Below are 23,103 nucleotides of genomic sequence, written 5' to 3'. Positions count from 1 at the left end.
GGGATTTACTGGCTCAGAAAGCGGCGATCCACCAGCGTTTCCGGGTCGACCTTCTTGAGGTCGTAACTCATGGACTGGGCCACCCAGCCCCAGGTGGCAGCCAGCAGCCGGGGCTCGAATTTGCCCAGGCTGTCGCGCTGGCTGATCTCGTTCCTGAGCAGCGGGATGGAGGCTTCAAATTCGGCCTTGACCACGGCAGTGTCGGCTTCGGGCACCAGGGCCTTCAGCGACTCGGCCGCCTTTTGCGGGTTCTGGATGGAGAACTCCAGCGACTTGCCCAGTGCCCGCACATAGCGCTTGAGCACCTCGGGGCGTTCCTTGATGGTCTTGTCGCTGGCCATGACGGACCAGCCATAGCCGTCCAGACCGAACTGCGTCCAGGGCAGGACCGACAGTTCCCTGCTGGCCTGCTTGAGCACGGCGCCGAAGGCCGGAGCCACGGTCACCCAGTTGATGGTCGCGTCCACGCGGCCCTGAGCCAGCATGGGAGCCAGCGTGGCCGGGTCCGACTTGATGACCTTGATCTTGCTGGCGTCCACGCCGTTCTTCTGCAGCACGATGGGCCACAGCGCATTCGACGAGGAGAAGGTGGGCATGGCCACCGTCTTGCCTTCCATGTCCTTCAGGTTCCTGATCTTGCTGTCGGCGCGCGTGAACAGCGCATCGGGCTGTTTGGAATACAGCGACATCACGGCCTTGACGGGAATCCTGCCTTCGGCAGCGGCCATCATCAGCGCCGAGATGCCGCCAAAACCCACATCGGCAGAGCCCGAGGCCACCTTGGTGACGGCATCGGCCGAACCTCGGCCGGGAACAATCTTCACGTCCAGGCCTTCGTCCTTGAAAAAGCCCTGCTGCACGCCGGCATAGACAAAGGACTTGTCGCCCCCGGGCAGCCAGTCGAGTTGTACCGTGAGCTTGTCGGCCGCCTGGGCCGCTGCGCCACAGGCGACGAGCATGGCGAAAAGGGCGCAGCGTTTGAAGTGGGTGGTGGGACGCGTCATGAATAACTCCTGAAGAATGCGAGTTCGGGGCAATTGTTTGCTATACATTGATGAGCGGAATGCGTAAGCTCATAAAAGGTTTCGATTGGATTTCATCTAAAGCCGGCAGCAAGGCGTCGCTCAGGGCCTGAGGGCAGGCCAGCTGGGGCACATGGCCGCAATCGAGGCTGATGCGCCTGGCGCCCGGCGTGAGCTGCTGCATGCGTTGCTGCAGCGGCAGCGTCACGGAGCGGTCCTGGCGACATTCCACATAGATACGTGGCACCCGGCCAAAACGCTCGGCGCTGAGCCGGTTCACCATGGTCCGGCCCGCTTCGGGCTGGACGCAGAGACGGCTGGCCGCCTTGAGCGCTGCGGTTGGAGGGCAGTCATGCAGGAACAAAGCCATGGCGGCTTCCAGCGGCACGCTGCTGGAATTGCGCTGCTCGTTCCAGGCCAGATGCGGGCCTATGCCCTGGTAGTCAAAGCCCGGATCGGCGGCGCGGCATTGTGCGATCACATCGCCGTAGCTCACGCCGCTGGGCAGCATCATTCCGGCCAGGTAGACCAGGGCGCTGACCCGCTCGGGGGCGGCCTGGGCGACCTGAGACGCCGTCATGCCGCCACCGCTGTGACCGACCACCACGGCAGGGCCGTCCAGCGATTCCAGCACGCGCAGCACATGGGCGGTGTAGCCGTCGAGATTGGCGCAGCTGTCGTCTTCGGCGGCGGCATCGTTGCCCGGCAGATTGACGGCAAGCACCTTCCAGCCTCGGGCCTGCAGCAGCGGCGTCCAGGCCGCAAAAGCCCAGCTGCCTTGCCAGGCCCCGTGGATCAGCACCATATTGCGTGAGCTTGTCATCGTGGCCTCCGTCAACCGTAGGTGCGGCGATAGCATTCGATCTGGTGCTGCTCCACCGTGACAGCCGGGTATCTGGGCAGCTCGCCCTCGTCCAGGCAGGTGGGAATGCATTCCACCTTGTGCAGCGGGTTGCCCGTGAAGAAAAAGGGCACGGAATAGCGTTCGCGACCCGAGACATTGATGACCCGGTGCAAGGTGGAGACATAGCGGTCGTTGGTCCAGCGCGCGAACAGGTCGCCGATGTTGACGACGAAGGCGCCGGGCATGGGGGGCGCGTCGATCCAGCTGCCGAGATCCTTGTCCCAGACCTGCAGGCCGCCGGCCTCGTCCTGCAGCAGCAAGGTCACGCCGCCGAAGTCCGTGTGCTCGCCGCAGCCTTTCTCGCCGGGTTCGGGGTTGGCAGGCTGGGGCGGGTAATGCAGCAGGCGCAGGGTCGCGGCGGCCTCCTTGAGATAGCCGTCGAAGTGGCTGACCGGCACGCCCAGCGACAAGGCCAGGCCGCGCACAATGGTCGCGCCCAGGCCGTAGGCGGCCTGGTAATAGTTCTGCATCACGGCGCGGAAGTCGGGCAGGGTTTCGGGCCATTGGTTGGGGCCGGTATTGAAGCGGCCGGCCAGCACGCGCGCATCGTTGGCCGCGACCTCGGCGCCGGCGTAAAAGCTTTCCTTGAGATCGGGCGGTGCGCCGCTCTCCAGCGTCTGGGCACGCAGCGGCTCATAGCCGCGATTGCAGCGGGAGAGCTTTTTGTCCACGGCCAGCTTTTCGGTCATGGGCAGGTCGAAGAAGCGCTGGCTGGCGGCAAACAGGCTGCTGATCAGCGCCGGGTCTATGCCATGGCCGGTGATATAGAAGAAGCCGCGCTGTTCGCAAGCCTGGCGCAGTTGCTCGGCCACCAGATGCTGATCCACAGGGTCATGGCTGTGCAGGCCGCTGATGTCGATGAGGGGGAGGGCAGAGATGCTCACAAATGGCGTCCAGAAACTGAAGAACTGGAGTCAGTTTAGAAAGCGCAGCCCGTGCTGGATAGCGCAGCTTTTGCTGCGGGGTGATCTAAAAATGTGAGCGCCAGTCGCTGATGGGTAAAGCGCTGCACGGCATTGGTGCATTCGCAAAAAGCGATGCGCACAATGCCGGTGCAAGCGTAGGAGAGGGCGGGCTCAGCTACTGGCGGAAGCCGCCGTAGCGGCGGCCTGCGTGCGGGCCACCCATTCACGTAGGGCGACGCTTTCCTCGTCCTCGCGGCTTTCTATGGCATCGGCTGCGATGCGGTTGAAGGCGTCGAGTGCCGATGGCAGCGTGCGTCCTGCACGCACATAGACGCCGAGTTCGGAGTACAGCGTGGTGGGCGTATCCAGCGGCACATGGACCAGCCTGCCTTCGCGCAGCTCGCGCTCCAGTCCCAGCCTGCTCTGGAAGAAAATGCCCACGCCGCGTTCGGCAAGACTCTTGGCCAGCTCGATGGACGAGGTTTCCAGCAACACCTGCAATGCACGCTTGTGGTGCGCCAGCAAGGGCTGCAGCAAGTCGTGCATGGAGAGTTCGGGCGTTGGCAGAATCAGAGGAAAGGCTGCGCATTGCGCAAAGTCCACGCGCTCCAGCTGGGCAATCGGGTGCTTGGGCGGCACGATGGCACCCAGCGCAAAGCGGCCCATGGTGCATTGGCGCAGATTGTCGTGGCGCTTGACCGAAAAGCCTATGCCCACGTCCGCATCGCCCTGAATCACGGCCTGTGCCGCCTGCTGGGAGCCGCAGGTGCGCACATGAATCTGAATCGTGGGGTAGCGCCTGTGCATCTGCGTGAGCACGGCCGGCATCAGGTCGGCGTTCAGGCCTTCCACGGCAGCCACGCTGACCGAGCCGCGACGCACGCCGCGCAGCAGCTCCAGCTCGGTGCTGAGGCGGTGCTCGTCCTGCAGCACCGTGATCACATGGCGCGAAAAAACTTCGCCGGCGGCCGTGAGCCGCAGGCCCGAGCTCAGGCGCTCGAACAGCGGGCTGCCGATTTCGTCCTCGAGCTGCAGCAGCTGGCGGTTGACTGCTGATGATGCCACATGCAGATGGCGTGCGGCTTCGCGTATGGAGCCGCAACGGCGGATCATGTCGAAATAGCGAATGGAGCGGGCGTGAATATGCATGCTGCCGGAGGCAGCATATGCCGTGCCAGTTCGCTGGATGGCCGCCTACTGCGGCGCGCCGGCCGCCTTGGCGTGCTGGGCGCGGGCCTTGAGATCGACATCGTCCTCGCGCCCGGTGGGCCAGCCTTGCATATGCTGCTGGGCAATATCGCTGAGGGCGGTGATCCAGGGCGCACTGTCGTTGAGGCAGTCTATGTACTCGAACTGCTGGCCGCCCGCATGCAAAAAGGCCTCGCGCGCTTCCTGCTTGATTTCCTCCAGCGTCTCCAGGCAGTCGCTGGTAAAGCCGGGGCAGACCACGTCGACGCGCCGAGTGCCAGCCTGGGCCATGGCAATCAGCGAAGGCTCGGTATAGGGTTCCAGCCATTTGGCCTTGCCAAAACGCGATTGGAAGGTCACCAGATACTGCTCGTTGCCGAGCTTGAGTCGCTCGGCCAGCAGGCGTGCCGTCTTGTGCGATTCGCAGTGATAGGGGTCGCCCAGATGCAGGGTGCGCTCTGGCACACCATGAAAGCTCATGACCAGCTTCTCCCCGCGACCATGGCCGCGCCAGTGGGCTTCGATGCGCTGCGCCAGTGCTTCGATGTAGCCGGCATCGTCGTGGTAGCGGTTGACAAAACGCAGCTCGGGAATATGGCGCTGGGTTCTGGCCCAGTCGTAGACGGCATCGAACACGCTGGCCGTGGTCGTGCCCGAATACTGGGGGTACAGCGGCAGGATCAGGATGCGCGTCGCGCCGTCTTTCTTGAGTGCATCCAGCTGGGCCGCAATGGATGGCGTGCCGTAGCGCATGGCCGGCAGCACCAGCACATTGTGGCCGCGCTCGCCCAGCCAGCCGCGCAGCAAAGTGGCCTGGCGCGTGGTCCAGTGCAGCAGCGGGGAGCCGTCCTTTTCATGCCAGACGGTGGCGTACTTGGCGGCCGACTTGGCCGGACGGGTGCGCAGGATGATGCCGTGCAGAATCGGCCACCAGGCGAGCTTGGGAATCTCGACCACGCGATCGTCACCGAGAAACTCCGCCAGATAAGGGCGCACTGCGGCGGCCGTGGGGGCGGCCGGCGTGCCCAGATTGCACAGCAGGATGCCGGTGCGTGCGGATTGGTCGTGACGGAAGCGGGGTTCGGGCGCAAAGCGTGATGGCATGGCGCAATTGTGTCAGCTAATCGGATAGGCGCAGCCGCTCTGCGGCATTAGCCGGGCCGCTATTCTTCGGGACATGCAATCCCAAGACACCCCCGCCCCTGCCATTGAAACCCTTCAGCGCCTGCGCCGCAGCGGCCAGATTCGCGCCATCAGCCTGGATCTGGACGATACGCTCTGGCCTATCTGGCCCACGATTGCCAAGGCAGAGGGCGTTTTGCTGCAGTGGCTCGCGCAGCATGCTCCCGGTACGGCCAAGCACCTGGGCGATACGGACAAGGTGCGTGCCTTGCGCCATGAAATCGTGACATTGCGCCCGGATCTGAAAGCCGACCTCAGCGGCCTGCGCCGCGAGTCTATCCGGCTGGCGCTGACCCGCGCTGGCGACGATCCTGCCCTGGCCGAACCGGCCTTTGACGAGTTCTTTGCCGCTCGCCAGCGGGTCGAACTGTTTGACGACGCCTTGCCGGCGCTGCAGTTTCTCTCGCAGCGCTGGCCGGTGGTGGCCCTGTCCAATGGCAATGCGAATGTGCATGTGGTGGGGATAGGCGAGCATTTTCGCGCCTCGCTGTCTGCAAGCGGAGCCGGGATGGCCAAGCCCGAGACGCGGTTTTTCCAGGCCGCGGCCGATGCGGCCGGCGTGGCTCCCGAGCATGTGCTGCACATCGGTGACGATGCGGAGCTGGATGCCCGGGGCGCCATGGATGCGGGTATGCACGCAGTCTGGCTCAACCGCGGGCAGGTAGCATGGCCTTGCGTGGGTCCTGAACCCCACGTCACAGTCGCCAGCCTTTGGCAGTTGTGTCAGGGGCTGGCAGATCGTTGACCGGGACGAGCGGGAGCTTTGCGGGTCAGCGAACAAGGACCGCCTATGCCTACCTGCCTGTCTGCCTGCCTTCTCACCCCGCCTCCGCTGGCACCTGTGCGAACCATTGCCTGGAGCCGGCCTCTGGTGTGGCTGTCCAGAGCCTTGCAGGACATTTCTAAGGCTCCGCTCATCAGTCTGGCGCATGGTCTGGCCTTGATCCTGATCGGTGCAGCAATCCTGACCCTGGGGCACAATCGCTTCTGGTTGATGGCAGGAGCCTTGTCGGGCTTTCTGGTGGTGGGGCCTCTGGTGGCTACCAGCCTCTATGCCATCAGCCGGGCCATCGAGCGCGGTGAGGTGGCAGACTGGGGTCTGATCCGCCGCACCTGGACGCAATGGCAGAGCTGCCATGCCACGGGCCGGGGAGGGTACTGGTGCATGGTTCGGTTCGGCGCCTTGCTGGCGCTGGCGGCCACGGGCTGGGTGCTGATTTCTGCGTCGCTGATCACCGTGATGTCGCCCGTGCGTGTGCAAACCCTGCAGGATTTCATTGCGCATGTGGTGCTGGCCAGAGATGGTCAGCTGTTTGTGCAATGGATGGCTTTGGGCAGCTTTCTGGCTGCTCCGATTTTTGCGTCCAGTGTGGTGGCCATGCCGCTGATGCTGGACAGGCGAGTGACCGTGCGTCAGGCCGTGTTGACCAGTTGGTCCGTGGTGCTGGCCAACCCGGGCCCTATGGCCTTGTGGGCGGCGCTGATTGTGATGTTGACTTTGCTGGGCCTTGGCAGCTATCTGCTGGGGCTGGTGGTTGTGATGCCCCTGCTGGGCCATGCCAGCTGGCACGCCTATCGGGACCTGGTGGATGCCTCTGCATTCCCTGCCAGGGATGACGCGATAGTGCCTGCCGTCTGAGCGCTGCGCGACCAGGGCCTGGCAAAGGCTGTAAGGACCTGGTTGTCGTGATATTCGGTTATACGGAAGAGCAGCTTGCCCACTTTTTCCTGACCTGGGGCGTGGGCGCCTTCATCTTGTTCATGGTGTTCATCATCCTGCAGCTGGCGCGTCAGTCCAAGGCAGGCAAGTTCGGCACCTTTGTGATTTTTCTGGGTCTGGGCGTGGGCTTTGTCGGCTATCTCGCCAAAATCATCATCCAGTGGTGGATAGAGAGCCACTGAGCCGCGCTACGCGTTGTGCCACGCGGCGCTGACCGGCCCAGTACATCCAGCAAGGCCGGCCCCGCAATGAGGATCTCTCACCCCTTCTGAAAAGAAGGGGGGAAGGCGAGATGCCTCGGGGTTCAACCCGGTTTCACCTGTGCGCGCTTGAGCACTTTTTGCCAGCGGTTCTGCTCGATGCTGATGAACTGGGCAAACTGCTCCGGCGTGCTGCCAATGGGTTCGGCCGCGTCGCCTTGCAGGCGTTTGAGCGCATCGGGTGCCTTGACGGCCTTGGCGCATTCTGCGGCCAGCTTGTCCACATGGGCGCGGGGCAGGCTGGAAGGGGCCAGCATGCCATACCACTGGGTCATCTCGAAGCCTGCAAAGCCCTGCTCGGCCACCGTGGGCACATCGGGCAGCTGTGGCAGGCGCCTGGTCGAGCCGGTGGCGATACAGCGCACCTTGCCGGCCTTGATGAAGGGCAGCAGCGCGGCGGCGCCGACCGAGGCCGCATCAAGACGGCCCGAGAGCAGGTCGGTCATCATGGGGCCGGTGCCGCGATAAGGCACGTGGAGCATGAAGATGTCGGCCGTCATCTTCAGATATTCGAATGCCAGATGCCCCGCGCTGCCGTTGCCGGCCGAGCCATAGCTGAGCTTGCCGGGGTTCTTCTTGGCATAGGCCACCAGATCGGCAATGTTCTTGACGGGCAGGTCGGGGTGCACCACATAGAGGCTGGGCACCTTGGCCAGCAGGCTCACGGGCACAAAGTCCTTTTTAGGGTCCCAGGGCAGCTTGTCGAAAATATAAGGGTTGACGGCCAGTGTGCCGATATGGCCGAGGATGACCGTGCTCTGGTCATCGGCGCGAGCCACTTCCTGCATGGCGATATTGCCCGCGGCACCGGGCTTGTTGTCCACGAATACGTTCTGGCCTATGGTCTTGGACAGCTCGGCTGCGGTGGAGCGGGCCACGATTTCAGAGCTGCCGCCGGGCGCGAACGGCACGACAAAGCGAATCGGGCGGTTGGGCCAGCTGTCATCGGCAGCGCGGGCCATGCCGGGCAGCAGGCCGCTGCAGGCCAGGGCTCCGGCGCCGGTCAGCAGATGGCGGCGCGAGATGCTCAGAACTTCGTGAGTGGACTTGTCGAACGTGGATGCCATGTTGTCTCCGTTGCTTTTGGCTTTATGCGGCTGAGAGATTGCCTCTCAAGCCATGGTTGCAACTGTGGCTGTCAAATCGCTGTCAAACCGGCTGCGGCAGCGCGATCCGGGCATCAGGATTGTGCTGATAGGGTTTGCGCTAGAGCTGCTCAGTCCTGGTCCATCCGGACCAGTTCGTCAGCTGCCGTAATCCCGCAACGCACCGCACCTTCCAGCGTCGCTGGATAGGGGCCGTTCACATAGTCACCGCAAGCCCAGAGGCCATGGCCCAGTTCCATGCCTGGGCGCTTCACGTTGGGCATGCAGGCAAATGTGGCGCGCTTTTCAACCACGGTCAGCACAGCTTGAATGTCCTGCCAGCCCAGCTGTTGCCGGGCTTGTTCCAGCACCTGCTGCTCCAGGGCTTGGCGGTCCGTGCGGCAGTCGCTGACGACAAAGGCCATCAGGCCTTGCTGGGTGCCATCTGATGGCTGTAGGTGCCCGCGGTCAAAAACAAACTGGGCTGGAGCCTGCTCGCCGGGTTGCAGTGCCAGCCAGGGCAGCCCGGCGGCAAGGCGATGGCTGGTGCGCGCATAGACCGTGGCAATGGCCGTGTGCTCCAGCGCCTGCGCGGTCTGTGCCCAGTGCTGGTAAGCCACCGCGTCGCGTGCGGGCAGGCGCTGGTCTTCGGCCGCCAGCAGGGCCAGGCGGACGGCTTCCTGAGGTGGGCAGGCCAGCAGCACGGCATCAAAGCGCGATTGCTCCAGCTCCGCGGCAATGGCTGGATTGGAGCTGCGCAGCAGCCATTGCCGGCCTTGGGGGATCAGCTCCTGAATCCGGCTGGCCGTATGCACCGCATGCCCACGGCCTTGCAGCCATTGCGCGGCCGGATTCGGAAACAGATCGCCGAGTCCGCAGCGCGGCAGCAGAAAATGGGAGCCGCCTGTGCCCGCGAACAGCGCGTCATGCAGAACGCGCAAGAAGATGCTGCCGCTGGCCTGTGCGGCTGGCAGATTGAGGGCCGACACGCACAGCGGCTCGATGAATTCGTCGAGCAGGCGCATTGGCAAACCGCTGCAGATATCGGCAACGGTTGCAGCCTCTGCGCAGCGAAAGCCCTGAACGCGCCAGCGCAGGGCACGGCCCAGCAGGGCGGCACGTTCGCGTAGCGACCAGCCGTTGGCTGTGGCAATGCCGATCAAGGCGTCCAGCGGCGCCGGCAGGTCGGGGAAGGACAGGCCGTTGCCATCGGCGTAGCGCATGACCAGTGGCCTGCGCAGCAGGGCTTGTTCCGGCGCCACGCCCACGGCGCGCATGAGTCGCAGGCATTCGGCATAGGCGCCGATCAGAATATGCTGGCCGTTGTCGGCGAAGCTGCCGCCCGGCAGTTCCAGATTGCGGGCCCGGCCACCGAGCTGGCGGCCGGCTTCGAAAACCGTGGGTTGATGGCCGCTTAGCGAGAGCTGTACTGCGGCGGCCATGCCGGCCCAGCCGCCACCGATGATGGCAACTTGCATGGCGCGCTTACATGCGGCCCAGCGCCTGCATCTTCCAGACCAGCCAGAATTTGCGCAGCGGCGTGAGGCTGATGCGCTGGTGCAGCACCTGGAAGTTCTCGGACTCGATTTCGCGCAGCAGGGTGCGATAGATGCTGGCCATCATGAGGCCGGGCTTTTGAGCGTGGCGATCGGCATCGGGCAGCAGGCCCAGCGCCTTGTCATACAGGCTGTGGGCGCGCTCGGCCTGAAAGCGCATCAGCGCCGTGAAGCGATCCGAATACTCGCGCTTGTTGATCTCGTGGGCCTTGACGTCGAACTGTTGCAGCTCGCTGATGGGCAGGTAGATGCGGCCGCGCATGGCGTCTTCGCCCACGTCGCGGATGATATTGGTCAGCTGCAGGGCCTGGCCCAACGTGTGGGCGTATTCGGTGGTGCGCTCATCGGTCTGGCCGAAGATGCGGGCGGCGACTTCGCCGACCACGCCGGCGACCAGATGGCAGTAGCGCTGCAGACCGGTAAAGTCCAGATAGCGGGTCTGATCCAGATCCATCTGGCAGCCTTCGATGACGGCCTGCAGATGGCGCTCTTCGATGCCATAGGTCTTGGCGTGGGGCATCAGTGCCTGCATCACGGGATGAGCGGACTGGCTGGTGAAGGTCCTGTGCACCTCGGTCTTCCACCAGGCCAGCTTGGTGGCTGCCACGCCGGGGTCCGTGACCTCGTCGACCACGTCATCCACTTCGCGGCAGAAGGCATAGAAAGCCGTGATGGCGGCGCGGCGCTCCTTGGGCAAGAAGAGAAAGGCGTAATAGAAGCTGCTGCCCGAAGAGGCGGCTTTGTCTTGGACGTACTGATCCGGATTCATAGGGGGAGCATTGTCCCATGACGCGGGTCGTTGGCCGACACAACAGTGAAATGCGCGGCATGCACCTGGTTGGACTTCAAATTCAATAGCGAACTGCGCATATACAGAAAGGGGTCAGGGCTATCTGCTTCGCTTACATGCGCAGGGCTTGCCAGAGCATGGCGGCCATATCGAGCTTGCCCAGCTTGATGCGCTGATAGAGGTTGCGCCCCTGCATGGCGTCCAGTCTGTCCAGCATGCGCAGGCCGCCTTGAACGACCAGACGCAGCTCCCAGCCCGTACGACCGGGCAGTTGATGCACCAGAGGCGCGCCATGGTTCATCAGGCTGCGGGCCTGGCGGTTGAGCTCGCCGAGCAAAGATTGAAGCTCGGGCGTCAATGCCGTTGCTTCTGGCTTGATGGCACTGCGCACCAGGCCGTGGCGGGCCAGATCGGCATCCGGCAGGTAGTGGCGCTGGCGCGGCAAGTCCTGGCTCAGGTCCTGCCAGAAGTTGATCAGCTGCAGTGCGGTGCAGATGGCGTCACTCTGAATCAGTGCCTTGGCGTTGACCACGCCATACAGATGCAGCAGCAGGCGGCCGACCGGGTTGGCCGAGCGGCGGCAGTAATCCAGCAACTGGGCTATGTCGGTGTAGCGGGCCTGGGCGGCCGTCATGCGTACATCCTGCTCGAAGGCGCTGAGCAGGTCGGCCAGCAAGGGCTTGGGCAGACCATGGGCCTGAACCTGAATTGCCAGCGGGCCAAAGATATGCGGCCAGGCGGTACGCATCAGCATGGCGGCTTCGCCGGCGCTGCCCAACTGCTGCAGATCGGCCGCATATTGCTGCAACTGAGTCAGGCGCTGCTCTGCGCAGTGATTGCCTTCGTCTGCCAGATCGTCGGCGGTGCGCGCAAAGTGGTAGATGGCGGCGATGGGCGCACGCAGTCGTGGCGGGCATAGCCAGGAAGCGACAGGGAAGTTTTCGTAATGGGTGATGCTGGCCGGCGCGTTGGGGGCGGGGCTCGCTGGGGGCATATGGTTCACGCCCGTATTGTGGACCGGGCGGGCTTGCCGGCTTGCGCCAGCCCATAAAAAGACGGCGCAAAAGCGCACGTGCGTGCACAATCAGCGCTGACTTGGGTGCAGCGGCCTGCCCGGCGGCTGCGCTTTTCCTATTTTTACAAGCCCAGAACACCATGGCTGTTTCGTCTTCTCGTCGTTTTGCAATGTTGTCTTTGCCGCGCCGGCCTGCCGTGCCCCTGGCTGCGCTGTCCATAGTGGCGGCGGCTGTCATGTTGTCGGCCTGTTCCAAGAAGGAGGCTGCGCCCGAGCCGGTGCGTGCCGTCAAGCTGGTGACCGTGGGTGAGGGGCAGATCGAATCTGCACAGGAATATTCGGGCGATGTGCGGGCCCGTGTGGAGTCTCGCCTCGGCTTTCGCGTGGCGGGCAAGATCACCAGGCGCGAGGTGGAGCTGGGCCAGCATGTGAAGGCCGGGCAGGTGCTGGCGCGCCTGGATGCGCGTGACTATCAGCTCAGTGCCGATGCCGCGCGCGCCCAGTTGGCCTCGGCCACCACGCAGCGTGATCTGGCCGATGCCAATGCCAAGCGTTTTCGTACCCTGCGTGCACAGAACTTCATCAGCGCCGCTGAGATGGAACGCTACGAGGCCAATCTGAAGGCGGCCCAGGCATCGCTCGACCAGGCGCGGGCTCAGCTCTCCAGTCAGTCCAATCAGGAGAACTACACCCAGTTGCTGGCCGATGCCGATGGCGTGGTCACCAGCGTGGAGGCCGAGCCCGGTCAGGTGGTTGCGGCCGGAACACCCGTGGTGCGGATTGCCCAGGATGGTGCGCGCGACGCGGTGTTCAGCGTGCCGGAAGACCGGCGTAGCGCCATCAAGCAGGGGCAGGGCGTCAAGGTCAGGCCCTGGTCGGATGAGTCGCGTGTGATCAGCGCCCTGGTGCGTGAGGTGGCGGCCAGCGCCGATCTGGCCACACGCACCTATGTGGTCAAGGCCGCTCTGCAGGGAACGGACCTGCCTGCATTGGGAGCCACCGTGCATGTCATGCCCGAGGGCATGGGCGTGAGCCGCGAAGCCGTAGGCAGCCAGGTCATCAAGTTGCCAACCACGGCCTTGCGCCAGGAGGGTGGTAACGGTCAGGGTACGGCCGTCTGGCTCTATGACGCGGCCAGCAGCTCGGTCAAGCTGCAGCCGGTGCAGATTGCCAGCGCCGACGGCAACGAGGCGGTGATTGCCTCGGGTCTGCAACCGGGCATGCAGGTGGTGGCCACAGGCGCCCATGTGCTGACCCCGGGCCAGAAGGTGACGGTATATCGCGACAAATACGCCAAGCCGCCACAAAACTCTGTATTAAATCAGCCCAAAACGCAGGTGGATAAAACGCAGAATGCTCCTGAATCTGGAGCGTCCCAGCCTGCAGTCGCTGCGGAGGCGGGCAAATGAGCGGCACTGGACACAAAAAGACCGGTGGTGCGCATTTCAATTTGTCCCGCTGGGCGCTCGATCATGTGGCGCTGACGCGCTATTTCATCGTCGTGCTGATGCTGCTGGGCTTTACGGCCTTTTTTCAGCTGGGCCAGGATGAGGACCCGCCGTTCACCTTCCGGGCCATGGTCATTCGTACCTACTGGCCTGGCGCGACGGCCGAGCAGGTGGCCCAGCAGGTGACGGACAAGATCGAGCGCACGCTGCAGGAAGTGCCTTATGCCGACAAGATCAGCAGCTATTCCAAGCCTGGCGAGTCGCAAGTCATCTTCCAGGTCAAGGACTACTCTCCCCCCAAGGAAGTGCCGCAGCTCTGGTATACGGTGCGCAAGAAAGTGGGCGACATGCGCTACACCCTGCCGCAGGGCGTGCAGGGGCCGTTCTTCAATGACGACTTTGGCGATGTCTATGGCGTGATCTATGCGCTGCAGGCCAAGGGCTTCAGCTACGCCGAACTCAAGACCCTGGCTGACGATGTGCGCCAGCAACTGCTGCAGGTGCCCGATGTGGCCAAGGTCGAGCAGTTTGGCGTGCAGGACGAAAAGGTCTATGTGGAGCTGTCGCACAAAGCCACGCAGATGGGGCTGAACCTCAAGCAGGTACTCGACCAGCTCAACCAGCAAAATGCCGTGGCATCGGCCGGTACCTTGCAGACGCCTGCTGAAACCATTGTGTTGCGTGTGCAGGGCCAGTTCAACGACCTGGAGCAATTGCGTGCCATGCCCATCATCGGTCAGGGAGGAGCGCAGTTCAGGTTGGGCGATATCGCCGAAGTGCGCCGAGGCTATGCCGATCCGGCCAATGTCATGGTGCGTTTTCAGGGAGAGCCGACGGTGGCCCTGGGGGTTTCCATGGTCAAGGGCGGCGACATCATTGCCCTGGGCAAGGCGTTGACGCAGGCTACGGAGCGCATCGCCAAAAGCCTGCCCGTGGGCGTGACGTTGAGCAATATGCAGAACCAGCCCAAGGCGGTGGCGGATTCGGTCAGCGAGTTTCTCCAGGTGCTGGTCGAAGCCGTGGTCGTGGTGCTGGCTGTGAGTTTTTTGAGCCTGGGTCTGCACAAGCGCCCGGGGCAGCATCCGCTGTGGAAGCGCTGGTATATCGACCCCCGTCCCGGACTGGTGGTGGGCATCACCATTCCGCTGGTGCTCGCCGCGACCTTCCTGGCCATGTGGTACTGGAATATCGGTCTGCACAAGGTGTCGCTGGGCTCGCTCATCATTGCGCTGGGACTGCTGGTGGACGACGCCATCATTGCGGTGGAGATGATGGTGCGCAAAATGGAGGAAGGCTACGACAAGTACCGTGCGGCCACCTTTGCTTATGAGATCACCTCCAAGCCCATGCTGACCGGCACACTGATCACGGCTGCCGGCTTTCTGCCCATCGGCATGGCCAAATCCATGACGGGCGAATACACCTTCGCCATCTTCGCGGTGACGGTGATTGCCCTGGTACTCAGCTGGTTCGCCTCCGTGTACTTCGTGCCCTATCTGGGTCTGCTGCTGCTCAAGAAACCGCCGCATGCGGCCAAGCTGCCGCCTGAGGTAGCGTCCGGAGAGGTGTCGGCCGAAGAGGCCGGAATCAACACCGATGCGGGCGAGCATGAGCTGTTCGACACGCCGTTCTACAACCGCTTCCGCCGCACGGTGAACTGGTGCGTGCAGCACCGCTGGCTGACGATAGCTGCCACGGTGCTGGTGTTCGTGCTGGGCCTGGCGGGCATGGGCAAGGTGCAGCAGCAGTTCTTCCCCGATTCCAGCCGTCCCGAAGTGCTGGTGGATATATGGTTTCCCGAGGGCACTTCCCTGCAGGCCAACAAGGAAGTGACGCTGCGCGTGGAAAAGCGCTTCTTGCAGCTCGACGGCGTGGAGTCCGTCAGCGAGTGGATAGGTTCCGGAGCGCCGCGCTTCTACCTGCCGCTGGACCAGGTTTTTCCGCAGAACAACGTTTCCCAATTCATTCTGGTGACCAAGGATCTGAAGGCGCGCGAGGAAATCCGCAAGCAGCTGCCGGCGTTGATGGCCGAGGAATTCCCCGAGGTGCGTGCGCGTTCCAAGCTGCTGCCCAATGGGCCGCCCGTGCAATATCCGGTGCAGTTCCGTGTCATGGGCTCGGACCCGGCCAAGCTGCGCACCTACGCCGATGAAGTCAAGGCGCTGATGCAGGCCAATGCCGACATGCGTGGCGTGAACGACAACTGGAACGAGTCCGTCAAGGTCATCCGCCTGCAGGTTGACCAGGACAAGGCCCGTGCCCTGGGTGTGACCAGCCAGTCGATCGCCGAAGCCACGGGCATGAATTTCAGCGGCACCACCGTGGGGCAGTTCCGTGAAGGCGACAAGCTGATCGATATCGTGATGCGCCCGCCCAAGCAGGACCGCGATGCCATCACTGATATCGCGACTGTCTATGTCACCACGGCAAACGGGCAGTCCATTCCACTCACGCAGATTGCCAAGCCCGTCATGGTCTGGGAGCCGGGCGTGATGTGGCGCGAAAAGCGCAACTTCGCGATTACCGTTCAAGGTGATGTGCGTGAGGGCCTGCAGGGCGCCACGCTGACCAACGAGCTGTTGCCGCAACTGCGCAAGATGGAAGCCGGCTGGCATGCTGCGGGTGACACCGGTTATCGCATCGAGGTGGCCGGTGCCGTGGAAGAAAGCTCCAAGGGCTCCGGCGCCATCGTGGCGGGTATCCCGGTGTTGCTTTTCCTGACTTTCACCCTGCTTATGTTGCAGTTGCGCAGCGTCAGCCGTTCGCTGCTGGTCTTTATCACCGGCCCGCTGGGCATCCCTGGTGTGGCTGCGGCCTTGCTGCTGCTGAATCGCCCCTTTGGCTTTGTGGCTCTGCTGGGCGTTGTGGCCTTGATGGGCATGATTCAGCGCAATTCGGTGATTCTGATCGATCAGATCGAGAGCGGACGAGCCCAGGGCGTGCCGGCATGGGATGCGATTGTGGAGGCTGCCGTGCATCGCCTGCGCCCCATCGTGCTGACTGCAGCGGCTGCCGTACTGGCCATGATTCCGCTGTCGCGCAGTGTGTTCTGGGGCCCCATGGCTGTGGCCATCATGGGCGGTCTGATTGTGGCGACCGTGCTGACCCTGCTGGCCTTGCCCGCCATGTATGCGGCGGCTTTCCGCATCAGAAAGGACACGGCCTGAGCCTGTTATGAAAGAAAGACAGCCAATTTTGCGGCTAGAATCTGCGTCTTGACCTCAGTAAGCGTAAATTTGCGCATTGCTGACCGCGCGGGTGGCGAAATTGGTAGACGCACCAGGTTTAGGTCCTGACGGTGGCAACACCGTGCCGGTTCGAGTCCGGCTCCGCGCACCAGACATTGGCGGTCCCTGCTGCCTCAAGCCCGTAACCCCAAGCTGTTACGGGCTTTTTCTTTTCCTGCTTTGCAGGCGCGGCGTCAGCTTTTAAGGCAAACCCCTGTAGGGCGATGGCGGAGCCTGCGCGGCGCCTCGTTATAATGGTCGGCTTCGCCTGTTCCTGATTTGAACAAATGCCTGGCGCCAGACGCTGGGGCAAATGACCAGGGCAGGCTCTGGAAATTTGTGGTGCCGCATGTCGTTGGGTATGCGCGCACTGTGACTTTGCGCAATACGGTGCGGGTTGCTTGGCAATCTGCACGGTCCTCATCCCTCTTAGGAAAAATCATGGCCGTTAACGTTGAAACTCTTGAAAAGCTCGAGCGCAAGATCACGCTGAGCGTGCCCCTGTCTGCGATCCAGTCTGAAGTTGATGCTCGCCTGAAGAAGGTGGCACGCACCGTGAAGATGGACGGCTTCCGTCCTGGCAAGGTGCCCATGAGCGTTGTGGCTCAGCGTTATGGCTACTCCGTGCAATATGAAGTGCTGAACGACAAGGTGGGCGAGGCTTTTGCCGCTGCCGTGAACGAAGCCGATCTGCGAGTTGCCGGTCAGCCCAAGATCACCGAGAAGGAAGGCGCTCCCGAAGGCGAAGCACAATTCGATGCCGTGTTCGAAGTCATGCCCGAAGTCAAGATCGGCGATCTGACTGCAGCCGAAGTGGAAAAGCTGTCCACCAGCGTGGACGACGCAGCCATCGACAAGACCGTGGACATTCTGCGCAAGCAGCGTCGCACCTTCACCGAGCGCGCTGCCGGTGAAGCAGCCGTGGACGGCGACCGCGTGACTGTGGACTTCGAAGGCAAGATTGACGGCGAGACTTTCTCCGGCGGCAAGGCTGAAGACTTCCAGTTCCTGGTCGGCGAAGGCCAGATGCTCAAGGAATTCGAAGACGCAACCCGCGGCATGAAGGCTGGCGAGTCCAAGACTTTCCCCCTGGCCTTCCCTGCTGACTACCACGGCGCCGATGTGGCTGGCAAGACCGCCGACTTCCTGGTGACCGTCAAGAAGGTGGAAGCTCCCAACCTGCCCGAAGTGAACGAAGAGTTCGTCAAGACTCTGGGTGTGGACGGCGGCTCTGTTGAAGCCCTGCGCGACGACATCAAGAAGAACCTGGAGCGCGAAGTGAAGTTCCGCGTTCAAGGCCGCAACAAGCAAGCCGTGATGGACGCCCTGGTGTCCGTGGCCGAGCTGGATCTGCCCAAGGCTTCCGTGCAAGCTGAAGTGGGCCGCCTGCTGGAAGGCGCACGCGCCGAACTGGAACAGCGCGGCATCAAGGACGCAGCCAAGGCTGAAATCCCTGAAGACATCTTCCTGCCCCAAGCCGAGCGTCGCGTGCGCCTGGGCCTGGTGGTGGCCGAGCTGGTCAAGACCAACAACCTGCAAGCCACTGCCGAACAGATCAAGGCTCATGTGGAAGAGCTGGCATCCAGCTACGAGAAGCCCGAAGACGTGGTGCGCTGGTACTTCGGCGACCGCAATCGTCTGGCTGAAGTGGAAGCCGTTGTGATCGAAAACAACGTGACCGAGTTCGTTCTGGGCAAGGCCAAGGTGACCGACAAGGCCGTTTCCTTCGACGAGCTGATGGGTCAAGCCTAAGGGCTGGATCTTTTATCGGTGCTTGCCCTAGGCGAGTTCCGATAACTTGAATTGCGGGGCTTGTGCTTTTGCGCGCAAGCCCCATTTTCTTTTCAGAATGCGGCTACAGTAGGCGCATAGCACTGGAGAAAACATGAGCGCATTGGATACATTGGGTTTGGGCATGGTGCCCATGGTCATTGAACAGTCGGGTCGCGGTGAGCGCTCCTATGACATTTATTCGCGTCTGCTCAAGGAGCGCGTGATTTTCCTGGTGGGCGAGGTTAACGATCAGACCGCCAACCTGGTGGTAGCCCAGTTGTTGTTCCTGGAAAGCGAAAATCCTGACAAGGACATTTCCTTCTATATCAACTCCCCCGGCGGCAGCGTGACGGCAGGCATGGCGATTTTTGACACCATGAACTTCATCAAGCCTGATGTCTCGACGCTGTGCACCGGCATGGCGGCGAGCATGGGCGCTTTCCTGCTGTCGGCCGGAGCCAAGGGCAAGCGCTATGCACTGCCCAATGCCCAGGTCATGATTCACCAGCCTCTGGGTGGTGCACGTGGTCAGGCGACCGAAATCGAAATTCATGCCCGCGAAATCATCAAGACCCGCGAGCGCCTGAACAAAATACTCGCCGAGCGTACCGGTCAGCCCCTGGAAAAGATTCAGAACGACACCGAGCGCGACTATTTCCTTTCCGCCGATGAGGCTAAGGAATACGGCCTGGTCGACCAGGTAATCAGCAAGCGTTCCTGAAATGCATAGCACCGAGTCCCATGTCTGATTGGGATTGCGGGTGCTGGCAATGAAAAACCTGGGAGCTGCTGACTGGCTCCCGGGACTTGCTCGGCGGCGTTTGTCCCTGATGGCCTACGCCGCCTTGTCTTTGGTTATCATTAATTTTCGTTTTTTCGTAACGAGGCACAGCCCCCATGGCCGATAAAAAAGGCTCTTCCACCGAAAAGAATTTGTATTGCACCTTCTGCGGCAAAAGCCAGCACGAGGTCAAGAAGCTGATCGCCGGCCCGTCCGTGTTCATCTGCGACGAGTGCATCGACTTGTGCAATGAGATCATTCGCGACGAACAGCCTGCCGTCGATGCCAAGGAAGGTCGCGGCGATCTGCCTACGCCCGCCGAAATCAAGGCCAATCTCGACAACTATGTGATCGGTCAGGAGCAGGCCAAGCGCACGCTGGCCGTGGCGGTCTACAACCACTACAAGCGCCTGAACCACAAGGACAAGGCCGGCAAGGACGATGTGGAGCTCAGCAAGAGCAATATCTTGCTGATCGGTCCCACGGGTTCGGGCAAGACCTTGCTGGCCCAGACGCTGGCGCGTCAGCTCAATGTGCCATTCGTGATGGCCGATGCCACCACGCTGACCGAGGCTGGCTATGTGGGCGAGGACGTCGAGAACATCATTCAGAAGCTGCTGCAAAGCTGTGAGTACGACGTCGAGCGTGCTCAGCGTGGCATTGTCTACATCGATGAAATCGACAAGATCTCCCGGAAGTCGGACAACCCCAGCATCACGCGCGACGTATCGGGCGAGGGCGTGCAGCAGGCGCTGCTCAAGCTGATCGAAGGCACGATGGCCAGCATTCCTCCCCAGGGTGGACGCAAGCATCCGAACCAGGACTTTCTGCAGATCGACACCACCAATATCCTGTTCATCTGCAGCGGCGCGTTCGCGGGACTGGAGAAAGTCATCGAGAACCGCACCGAGGCTTCGGGCATAGGCTTTGGCGCTACCGTCAAGAGCAAGAAGCAGCGCTCCATCTCGGAGATGTTCCTCGAGATCGAGCCTGAGGACCTGATCAAGTTCGGCATCATCCCCGAGCTGGTGGGGCGTATGCCCGTGGTGACGGCGCTGGCTGAACTCAGCGAAGATGCACTGGTACAGATCCTGACCGAGCCCAAGAATGCGCTGGTCAAGCAGTACAGCAAGCTGCTGGCCATGGAGGGTGTGGAGTTGGAGATCCGCCCCGCGGCCCTGAAGGCGATCGCCCGCAAGGCCCTGGCTCGCAAGACCGGTGCCCGTGGCCTGCGCTCCATTGTCGAGCAGGCACTGATCAGCACCATGTTCGAGTTGCCGACCGCCGAGAATGTGGAAAAGGTAGTGGTGGAAGAAGCCACCATTGAAGACGGCAAGGAGCCGCTGCTGGTTTACCGCGAAGCGGCCAAAAAGGCCTGATACTGTGCTTGCGTGCAAGGCGGGCCCTCCAATGGGCTCGTTTTGTCGCCTGCGGCTGAAAGGCAATGCCCCTGAGGCGGCAAAAACAATTTGCCCCCAGGGGTTGAAATACACCGGTAAGCGGACCATCTTCCGCTGAGAAACCGAGGATACCTATGTCTGGACAAACCCCTTTGCCTTCTACCGAGCTGGACCTGCCACTGCTGCCGCTGCGCGATGTGGTGGTGTTTCCGCATATGGTGATTCCGCTGTTCGTGGGGCGTGCCAAGAGCATCAAGGCTCTGGAGCTGGCCATGGAAGGCGACCGCCGCATCATGCTGGTGGCGCAGAAGACGGCCTCCAAGGACGAGCCTGCAGCGGAAGACATGTTTGATGTGGGCTGTGTCTCCACCATCTTGCAGATGCTCAAGCTGCCCGACGGCACCGTGAAGGTGCTGGTGGAAGGCCAGCAGCGCGCGCTGGTCAAGCAGGTTGCCGACGAAGAGTCTCACTTCACGGCATCTGTGACGCCCGTGGAGCCCGAAGGCGATGCCCATGAGCAAAGCGAAATCGAAGCGTTGCGCCGTGCCGTGACCCAGCAGTTTGACCAGTACGTCAAACTCAACAAGAAAATTCCTCAGGAAATCCTGACTTCGATCGCCAGCATCGACGATGCCGGTCGTCTGACGGACACCATTGCGGCGCACCTGCCTCTCAAGCTCGAGAGCAAGCAGGCGGTGCTGGATCTGGTGGACATCAAGGAGCGTCTGGAAAACCTGTTCGAGCAACTCGAGCGCGAGGTTGACATCCTCAACGTTGACAAGCGCATCCGTGGCCGCGTCAAGCGCCAGATGGAGAAAAATCAGCGCGACTTCTATCTGAATGAGCAGGTCAAGGCCATTCAGAAGGAGCTGGGCGAGGGTGAAGACGGTGCCGACATCGAGGAGATCGAGAAAAAGATCAAGCTCGCCAAGATGCCTGCCGATGCTCGCAAAAAGGCTGAGGCCGAGCTCAAGAAGCTCAAGCTGATGTCGCCCATGTCAGCTGAAGCTTCGGTGGTGCGCAACTACATCGAAGTGCTGACTGGACTGCCCTGGAGCAAGAAGACCAAGATCAAGCACAATCTGGCGAATGCCGAGGAAGTGCTGAACGAAGATCACTTCGGCCTGGAAAAGGTCAAGGACCGCATTCTTGAGTATCTTGCCGTGCAGCAGCGTGTGGACAAGGTCAAGGCGCCCATTCTGTGCCTGGTGGGTCCTCCCGGCGTGGGCAAGACCTCGCTGGGGCAGTCCATTGCCAAGGCCACAGGACGCAAGTACGTGCGCATGGCGCTGGGCGGCATGCGAGACGAGGCGGAAATTCGTGGTCACCGCCGTACCTATATTGGCGCCATGCCCGGCAAGGTGCTGCAGAGCCTGGAGAAGGTCGGTACGCGTAATCCTCTGTTCCTGCTGGACGAAATCGACAAGCTGGGCATGGACTTCCGTGGCGATCCTTCGAGCGCGCTGCTGGAAGTGCTGGACCCCGAGCAGAACAACAAGTTTGGTGACCACTACGTGGAGGTCGACTTCGACCTGTCCGACGTGATGTTTGTGGCGACCTCCAACTCCATGAACATTCCTTCGGCCTTGCTGGATCGCATGGAGGTGATTCGTCTGTCGGGCTATACCGAAGACGAAAAGACCAATATTGCCATCCGCTATCTGCTGCCCAAGCAGATCACCAACAACGGCGTGAAGGACGGCGAGCTGGAAGTGACCGAAGCCGCGATTCGTGACATCGTGCGCTATTACACCCGCGAAGCGGGCGTGCGTTCGCTTGAGCGCGAGCTGTCCAAGATTTGCCGCAAGGTGGTCAAGGGCTTGCAACTTGGCAAGCTTCAGCCCAAGGTGGAGGTGAATGCCGGCAACCTCAATGAATATCTGGGCGTGCGCAAGTTCAGCTATGGCCGTGCCGAGCATGCCAATCAGGTGGGGCAGGTTGTGGGTCTGGCCTGGACCGAAGTCGGCGGCGATCTGCTGACCATCGAAGCCGCCACCATGCCAGGCAAGGGCGTCATTACGCGTACAGGTTCTCTGGGCGATGTGATGAAGGAGTCGGTCGAAGCTGCTCGCACCGTGGTGCGTAGCCGCGCTCGTCTGCTTGGTATCAAGGATGAAGCCTTCGAGAAAAAGGATATCCATGTGCACGTGCCTGACGGCGCTACACCCAAGGATGGCCCCAGCGCCGGTGCTGCGATGACGACAGCTTTTGTCTCGGCTCTCACTGGTATTCCCGTGCGAGCTGATGTGGCCATGACCGGTGAAATCACCTTGCGCGGTGAAGTCACGGCGATCGGCGGCCTCAAGGAAAAGCTGCTGGCTGCTCTGCGTGGTGGCATCAAGACCGTGCTCATTCCTGAAGAGAATGCCAAGGATTTGCAGGACATTCCCGATAATGTGAAGAGCGGTCTGGAAATCGTTCCTGTGAAATGGATCGATCAGGTTCTCAAGGTGGCGCTGGAGCGCGTGCCGGATCCCTTGACTGAGGAAGCTGTAGCTGCCGTGGCGTCCACCGATGCCAAGCCGGTAGAGGCGGCCATCAAGCATTGATGCTTGTTTTGTGAAAATTGTGGCGTTTTTTCTGGGAGGGCTCAGAACTGCGCTACAATTCATCCATCGCAGCAAACAACGTTGTACAATGTTGGGCTTCGGTAGATATGCGGGAATAGCTCAGTTGGTAGAGCGATACCTTGCCAAGGTATAGGTCGACGGTTCGAACCCGTTTTCCCGCTCCAGGTTTTCGGAACCTGTAGCAATACAGGTTCGCTCAAAAGGCGAAAGCTTTTTGAATGCGGGAATAGCTCAGTTGGTAGAGCGATACCTTGCCAAGGTATAGGTCGACGGTTCG

Annotated in this window: 18 protein-coding genes and 2 tRNA genes; 11 read left to right on the top strand and 9 right to left on the bottom strand. The window is 61.9% G+C overall.

What is annotated here, in order from left to right:
- Positions 1–5 precede the first annotated feature (5 nt).
- The 5 genes from JAO85_RS22835 to hemH form a co-directional block, all read right to left on the bottom strand.
- Complete coding sequence (locus JAO85_RS22835; protein WP_202789109.1) at positions 6–1,004, bottom strand: ABC transporter substrate-binding protein; 999 nt, start codon at positions 1,002–1,004, stop codon at positions 6–8.
- A 40-nt stretch (positions 1,005–1,044) separates the two neighbouring features.
- A complete protein-coding gene (locus JAO85_RS22830; protein WP_202789108.1) occupies positions 1,045–1,845 on the bottom strand; it encodes an alpha/beta fold hydrolase in 801 nt (266 codons plus the stop codon).
- An 11-nt stretch (positions 1,846–1,856) separates the two neighbouring features.
- Positions 1,857–2,810, bottom strand: coding sequence for an isopenicillin N synthase family oxygenase (locus JAO85_RS25835; protein WP_039050525.1), 954 nt, complete (start codon positions 2,808–2,810; stop codon positions 1,857–1,859).
- A 192-nt stretch (positions 2,811–3,002) separates the two neighbouring features.
- Complete coding sequence (locus JAO85_RS22820) at positions 3,003–3,980, bottom strand: LysR family transcriptional regulator (protein WP_003068880.1); 978 nt, start codon at positions 3,978–3,980, stop codon at positions 3,003–3,005.
- A gap of 45 nt (positions 3,981–4,025) precedes the next feature.
- On the bottom strand, positions 4,026–5,123 hold the full coding sequence (gene hemH / locus JAO85_RS22815; protein WP_003068882.1) for a ferrochelatase: 1,098 nt from the start codon (positions 5,121–5,123) through the stop codon (positions 4,026–4,028).
- Between the two features lie 73 nt (positions 5,124–5,196).
- On the opposite strand from hemH, the gene JAO85_RS22810 reads away from it, so the two are divergent.
- The 3 genes from JAO85_RS22810 to JAO85_RS22800 are packed head-to-tail and all read left to right on the top strand — an operon-like array spanning position 5,197 to position 7,103.
- Positions 5,197–5,946, top strand: a complete 750-nt coding sequence (locus tag JAO85_RS22810) for an HAD family hydrolase (RefSeq protein ID WP_202789107.1) — start codon at positions 5,197–5,199, stop codon at positions 5,944–5,946.
- Between the two features lie 45 nt (positions 5,947–5,991).
- Positions 5,992–6,840 carry a DUF2189 domain-containing protein gene (locus JAO85_RS22805; RefSeq protein WP_202789106.1) on the top strand — a complete coding sequence of 283 codons (849 nt, stop codon included), beginning with the start codon at positions 5,992–5,994 and terminating at the stop codon, positions 6,838–6,840.
- A gap of 47 nt (positions 6,841–6,887) precedes the next feature.
- Positions 6,888–7,103, top strand: a complete 216-nt coding sequence (locus JAO85_RS22800) for a DUF2788 domain-containing protein (RefSeq protein ID WP_158390524.1) — start codon at positions 6,888–6,890, stop codon at positions 7,101–7,103.
- A gap of 122 nt (positions 7,104–7,225) precedes the next feature.
- Here the strand turns inward: JAO85_RS22800 and JAO85_RS22795 are convergent, their stop codons facing one another.
- The 4 genes from JAO85_RS22795 to hpnC all read right to left on the bottom strand — a co-directional run bounded on the left by JAO85_RS22795 (position 7,226) and on the right by hpnC (position 11,606).
- Positions 7,226–8,248, bottom strand: coding sequence for a tripartite tricarboxylate transporter substrate binding protein (locus tag JAO85_RS22795; protein ID WP_202789105.1), 1,023 nt, complete (start codon positions 8,246–8,248; stop codon positions 7,226–7,228).
- Between the two features lie 149 nt (positions 8,249–8,397).
- Entirely contained in the window at positions 8,398–9,744 is a 1,347-nt protein-coding gene (gene hpnE / locus JAO85_RS22790; protein WP_202789104.1) for a hydroxysqualene dehydroxylase HpnE, read from the bottom strand.
- Positions 9,745–9,751: 7 nt separating this feature from the next.
- Positions 9,752–10,591: a presqualene diphosphate synthase HpnD gene (gene hpnD, locus JAO85_RS22785; RefSeq protein ID WP_202789103.1), complete on the bottom strand. Its 840-nt coding sequence runs from the start codon at positions 10,589–10,591 to the stop codon at positions 9,752–9,754.
- 133 nt (positions 10,592–10,724) lie between these two features.
- Positions 10,725–11,606, bottom strand: coding sequence for a squalene synthase HpnC (gene hpnC / locus JAO85_RS22780; protein WP_202789102.1), 882 nt, complete (start codon positions 11,604–11,606; stop codon positions 10,725–10,727).
- A 191-nt stretch (positions 11,607–11,797) separates the two neighbouring features.
- Between hpnC and JAO85_RS22775 the strand changes: the two genes are divergently transcribed.
- The 8 genes from JAO85_RS22775 (at position 11,798) to JAO85_RS22740 (ending at position 22,990) form a co-directional block, all read left to right on the top strand.
- Positions 11,798–13,036, top strand: coding sequence for an efflux RND transporter periplasmic adaptor subunit (locus tag JAO85_RS22775; protein ID WP_202789101.1), 1,239 nt, complete (start codon positions 11,798–11,800; stop codon positions 13,034–13,036).
- Positions 13,033–16,242 (top strand): efflux RND transporter permease subunit, encoded by a 3,210-nt coding sequence (locus JAO85_RS22770; protein ID WP_202789100.1) that lies wholly within the window; start codon positions 13,033–13,035, stop codon positions 16,240–16,242. The genes JAO85_RS22775 and JAO85_RS22770 overlap by 4 nt, the downstream gene beginning before the upstream one ends.
- A gap of 85 nt (positions 16,243–16,327) precedes the next feature.
- Positions 16,328–16,414: transfer RNA gene (locus JAO85_RS22765), tRNA-Leu, on the top strand.
- Between the two features lie 329 nt (positions 16,415–16,743).
- Complete coding sequence (tig, locus tag JAO85_RS22760; RefSeq protein ID WP_003068908.1) at positions 16,744–18,054, top strand: trigger factor; 1,311 nt, start codon at positions 16,744–16,746, stop codon at positions 18,052–18,054.
- Positions 18,055–18,187: 133 nt separating this feature from the next.
- A complete protein-coding gene (gene clpP, locus JAO85_RS22755) occupies positions 18,188–18,796 on the top strand; it encodes an ATP-dependent Clp endopeptidase proteolytic subunit ClpP (RefSeq protein WP_003068910.1) in 609 nt (202 codons plus the stop codon).
- Between the two features lie 176 nt (positions 18,797–18,972).
- Positions 18,973–20,235, top strand: coding sequence for an ATP-dependent Clp protease ATP-binding subunit ClpX (gene clpX / locus JAO85_RS22750; RefSeq protein WP_202789099.1), 1,263 nt, complete (start codon positions 18,973–18,975; stop codon positions 20,233–20,235).
- A gap of 155 nt (positions 20,236–20,390) precedes the next feature.
- Complete coding sequence (gene lon / locus JAO85_RS22745; RefSeq protein ID WP_202789098.1) at positions 20,391–22,805, top strand: endopeptidase La; 2,415 nt, start codon at positions 20,391–20,393, stop codon at positions 22,803–22,805.
- 109 nt (positions 22,806–22,914) lie between these two features.
- Positions 22,915–22,990: transfer RNA gene (locus JAO85_RS22740), tRNA-Gly, on the top strand.
- Positions 22,991–23,103 lie beyond the last annotated feature (113 nt).

It is taken from the genome of Comamonas sp. NyZ500 (genome assembly GCF_016772095.1).
Taxonomy (GTDB): domain Bacteria; phylum Pseudomonadota; class Gammaproteobacteria; order Burkholderiales; family Burkholderiaceae_C; genus Comamonas; species Comamonas thiooxydans.
Note: the sequence above shows the minus strand (reverse complement) of the source record. Positions and strands in the feature narration are given on the sequence as shown.

What these genes read in the sequence shown, in the direction of transcription:
- hpnE (WP_202789104.1), bottom strand. Translation starts at nt 9,744, where the DNA reads ATGCAAGTTGCCATCATCGGTGGCGGCTGGGCCGGCATGGCCGCCGCA.
- JAO85_RS22795 (WP_202789105.1), bottom strand. Translation starts at nt 8,248, where the DNA reads ATGGCATCCACGTTCGACAAGTCCACTCACGAAGTTCTGAGCATCTCG.
- clpP (WP_003068910.1), top strand. Translation starts at nt 18,188, where the DNA reads ATGAGCGCATTGGATACATTGGGTTTGGGCATGGTGCCCATGGTCATT.
- hemH (WP_003068882.1), bottom strand. Translation starts at nt 5,123, where the DNA reads ATGCCATCACGCTTTGCGCCCGAACCCCGCTTCCGTCACGACCAATCC.
- JAO85_RS22810 (WP_202789107.1), top strand. Translation starts at nt 5,197, where the DNA reads ATGCAATCCCAAGACACCCCCGCCCCTGCCATTGAAACCCTTCAGCGC.
- lon (WP_202789098.1), top strand. Translation starts at nt 20,391, where the DNA reads ATGTCTGGACAAACCCCTTTGCCTTCTACCGAGCTGGACCTGCCACTG.
- JAO85_RS22805 (WP_202789106.1), top strand. Translation starts at nt 5,992, where the DNA reads ATGCCTACCTGCCTGTCTGCCTGCCTTCTCACCCCGCCTCCGCTGGCA.
- hpnD (WP_202789103.1), bottom strand. Translation starts at nt 10,591, where the DNA reads ATGAATCCGGATCAGTACGTCCAAGACAAAGCCGCCTCTTCGGGCAGC.
- JAO85_RS22830 (WP_202789108.1), bottom strand. Translation starts at nt 1,845, where the DNA reads ATGACAAGCTCACGCAATATGGTGCTGATCCACGGGGCCTGGCAAGGC.
- JAO85_RS22775 (WP_202789101.1), top strand. Translation starts at nt 11,798, where the DNA reads ATGTTGTCTTTGCCGCGCCGGCCTGCCGTGCCCCTGGCTGCGCTGTCC.
- JAO85_RS22770 (WP_202789100.1), top strand. Translation starts at nt 13,033, where the DNA reads ATGAGCGGCACTGGACACAAAAAGACCGGTGGTGCGCATTTCAATTTG.
- clpX (WP_202789099.1), top strand. Translation starts at nt 18,973, where the DNA reads ATGGCCGATAAAAAAGGCTCTTCCACCGAAAAGAATTTGTATTGCACC.
- hpnC (WP_202789102.1), bottom strand. Translation starts at nt 11,606, where the DNA reads ATGCCCCCAGCGAGCCCCGCCCCCAACGCGCCGGCCAGCATCACCCAT.
- JAO85_RS22820 (WP_003068880.1), bottom strand. Translation starts at nt 3,980, where the DNA reads ATGCATATTCACGCCCGCTCCATTCGCTATTTCGACATGATCCGCCGT.
- JAO85_RS22835 (WP_202789109.1), bottom strand. Translation starts at nt 1,004, where the DNA reads ATGACGCGTCCCACCACCCACTTCAAACGCTGCGCCCTTTTCGCCATG.
- tig (WP_003068908.1), top strand. Translation starts at nt 16,744, where the DNA reads ATGGCCGTTAACGTTGAAACTCTTGAAAAGCTCGAGCGCAAGATCACG.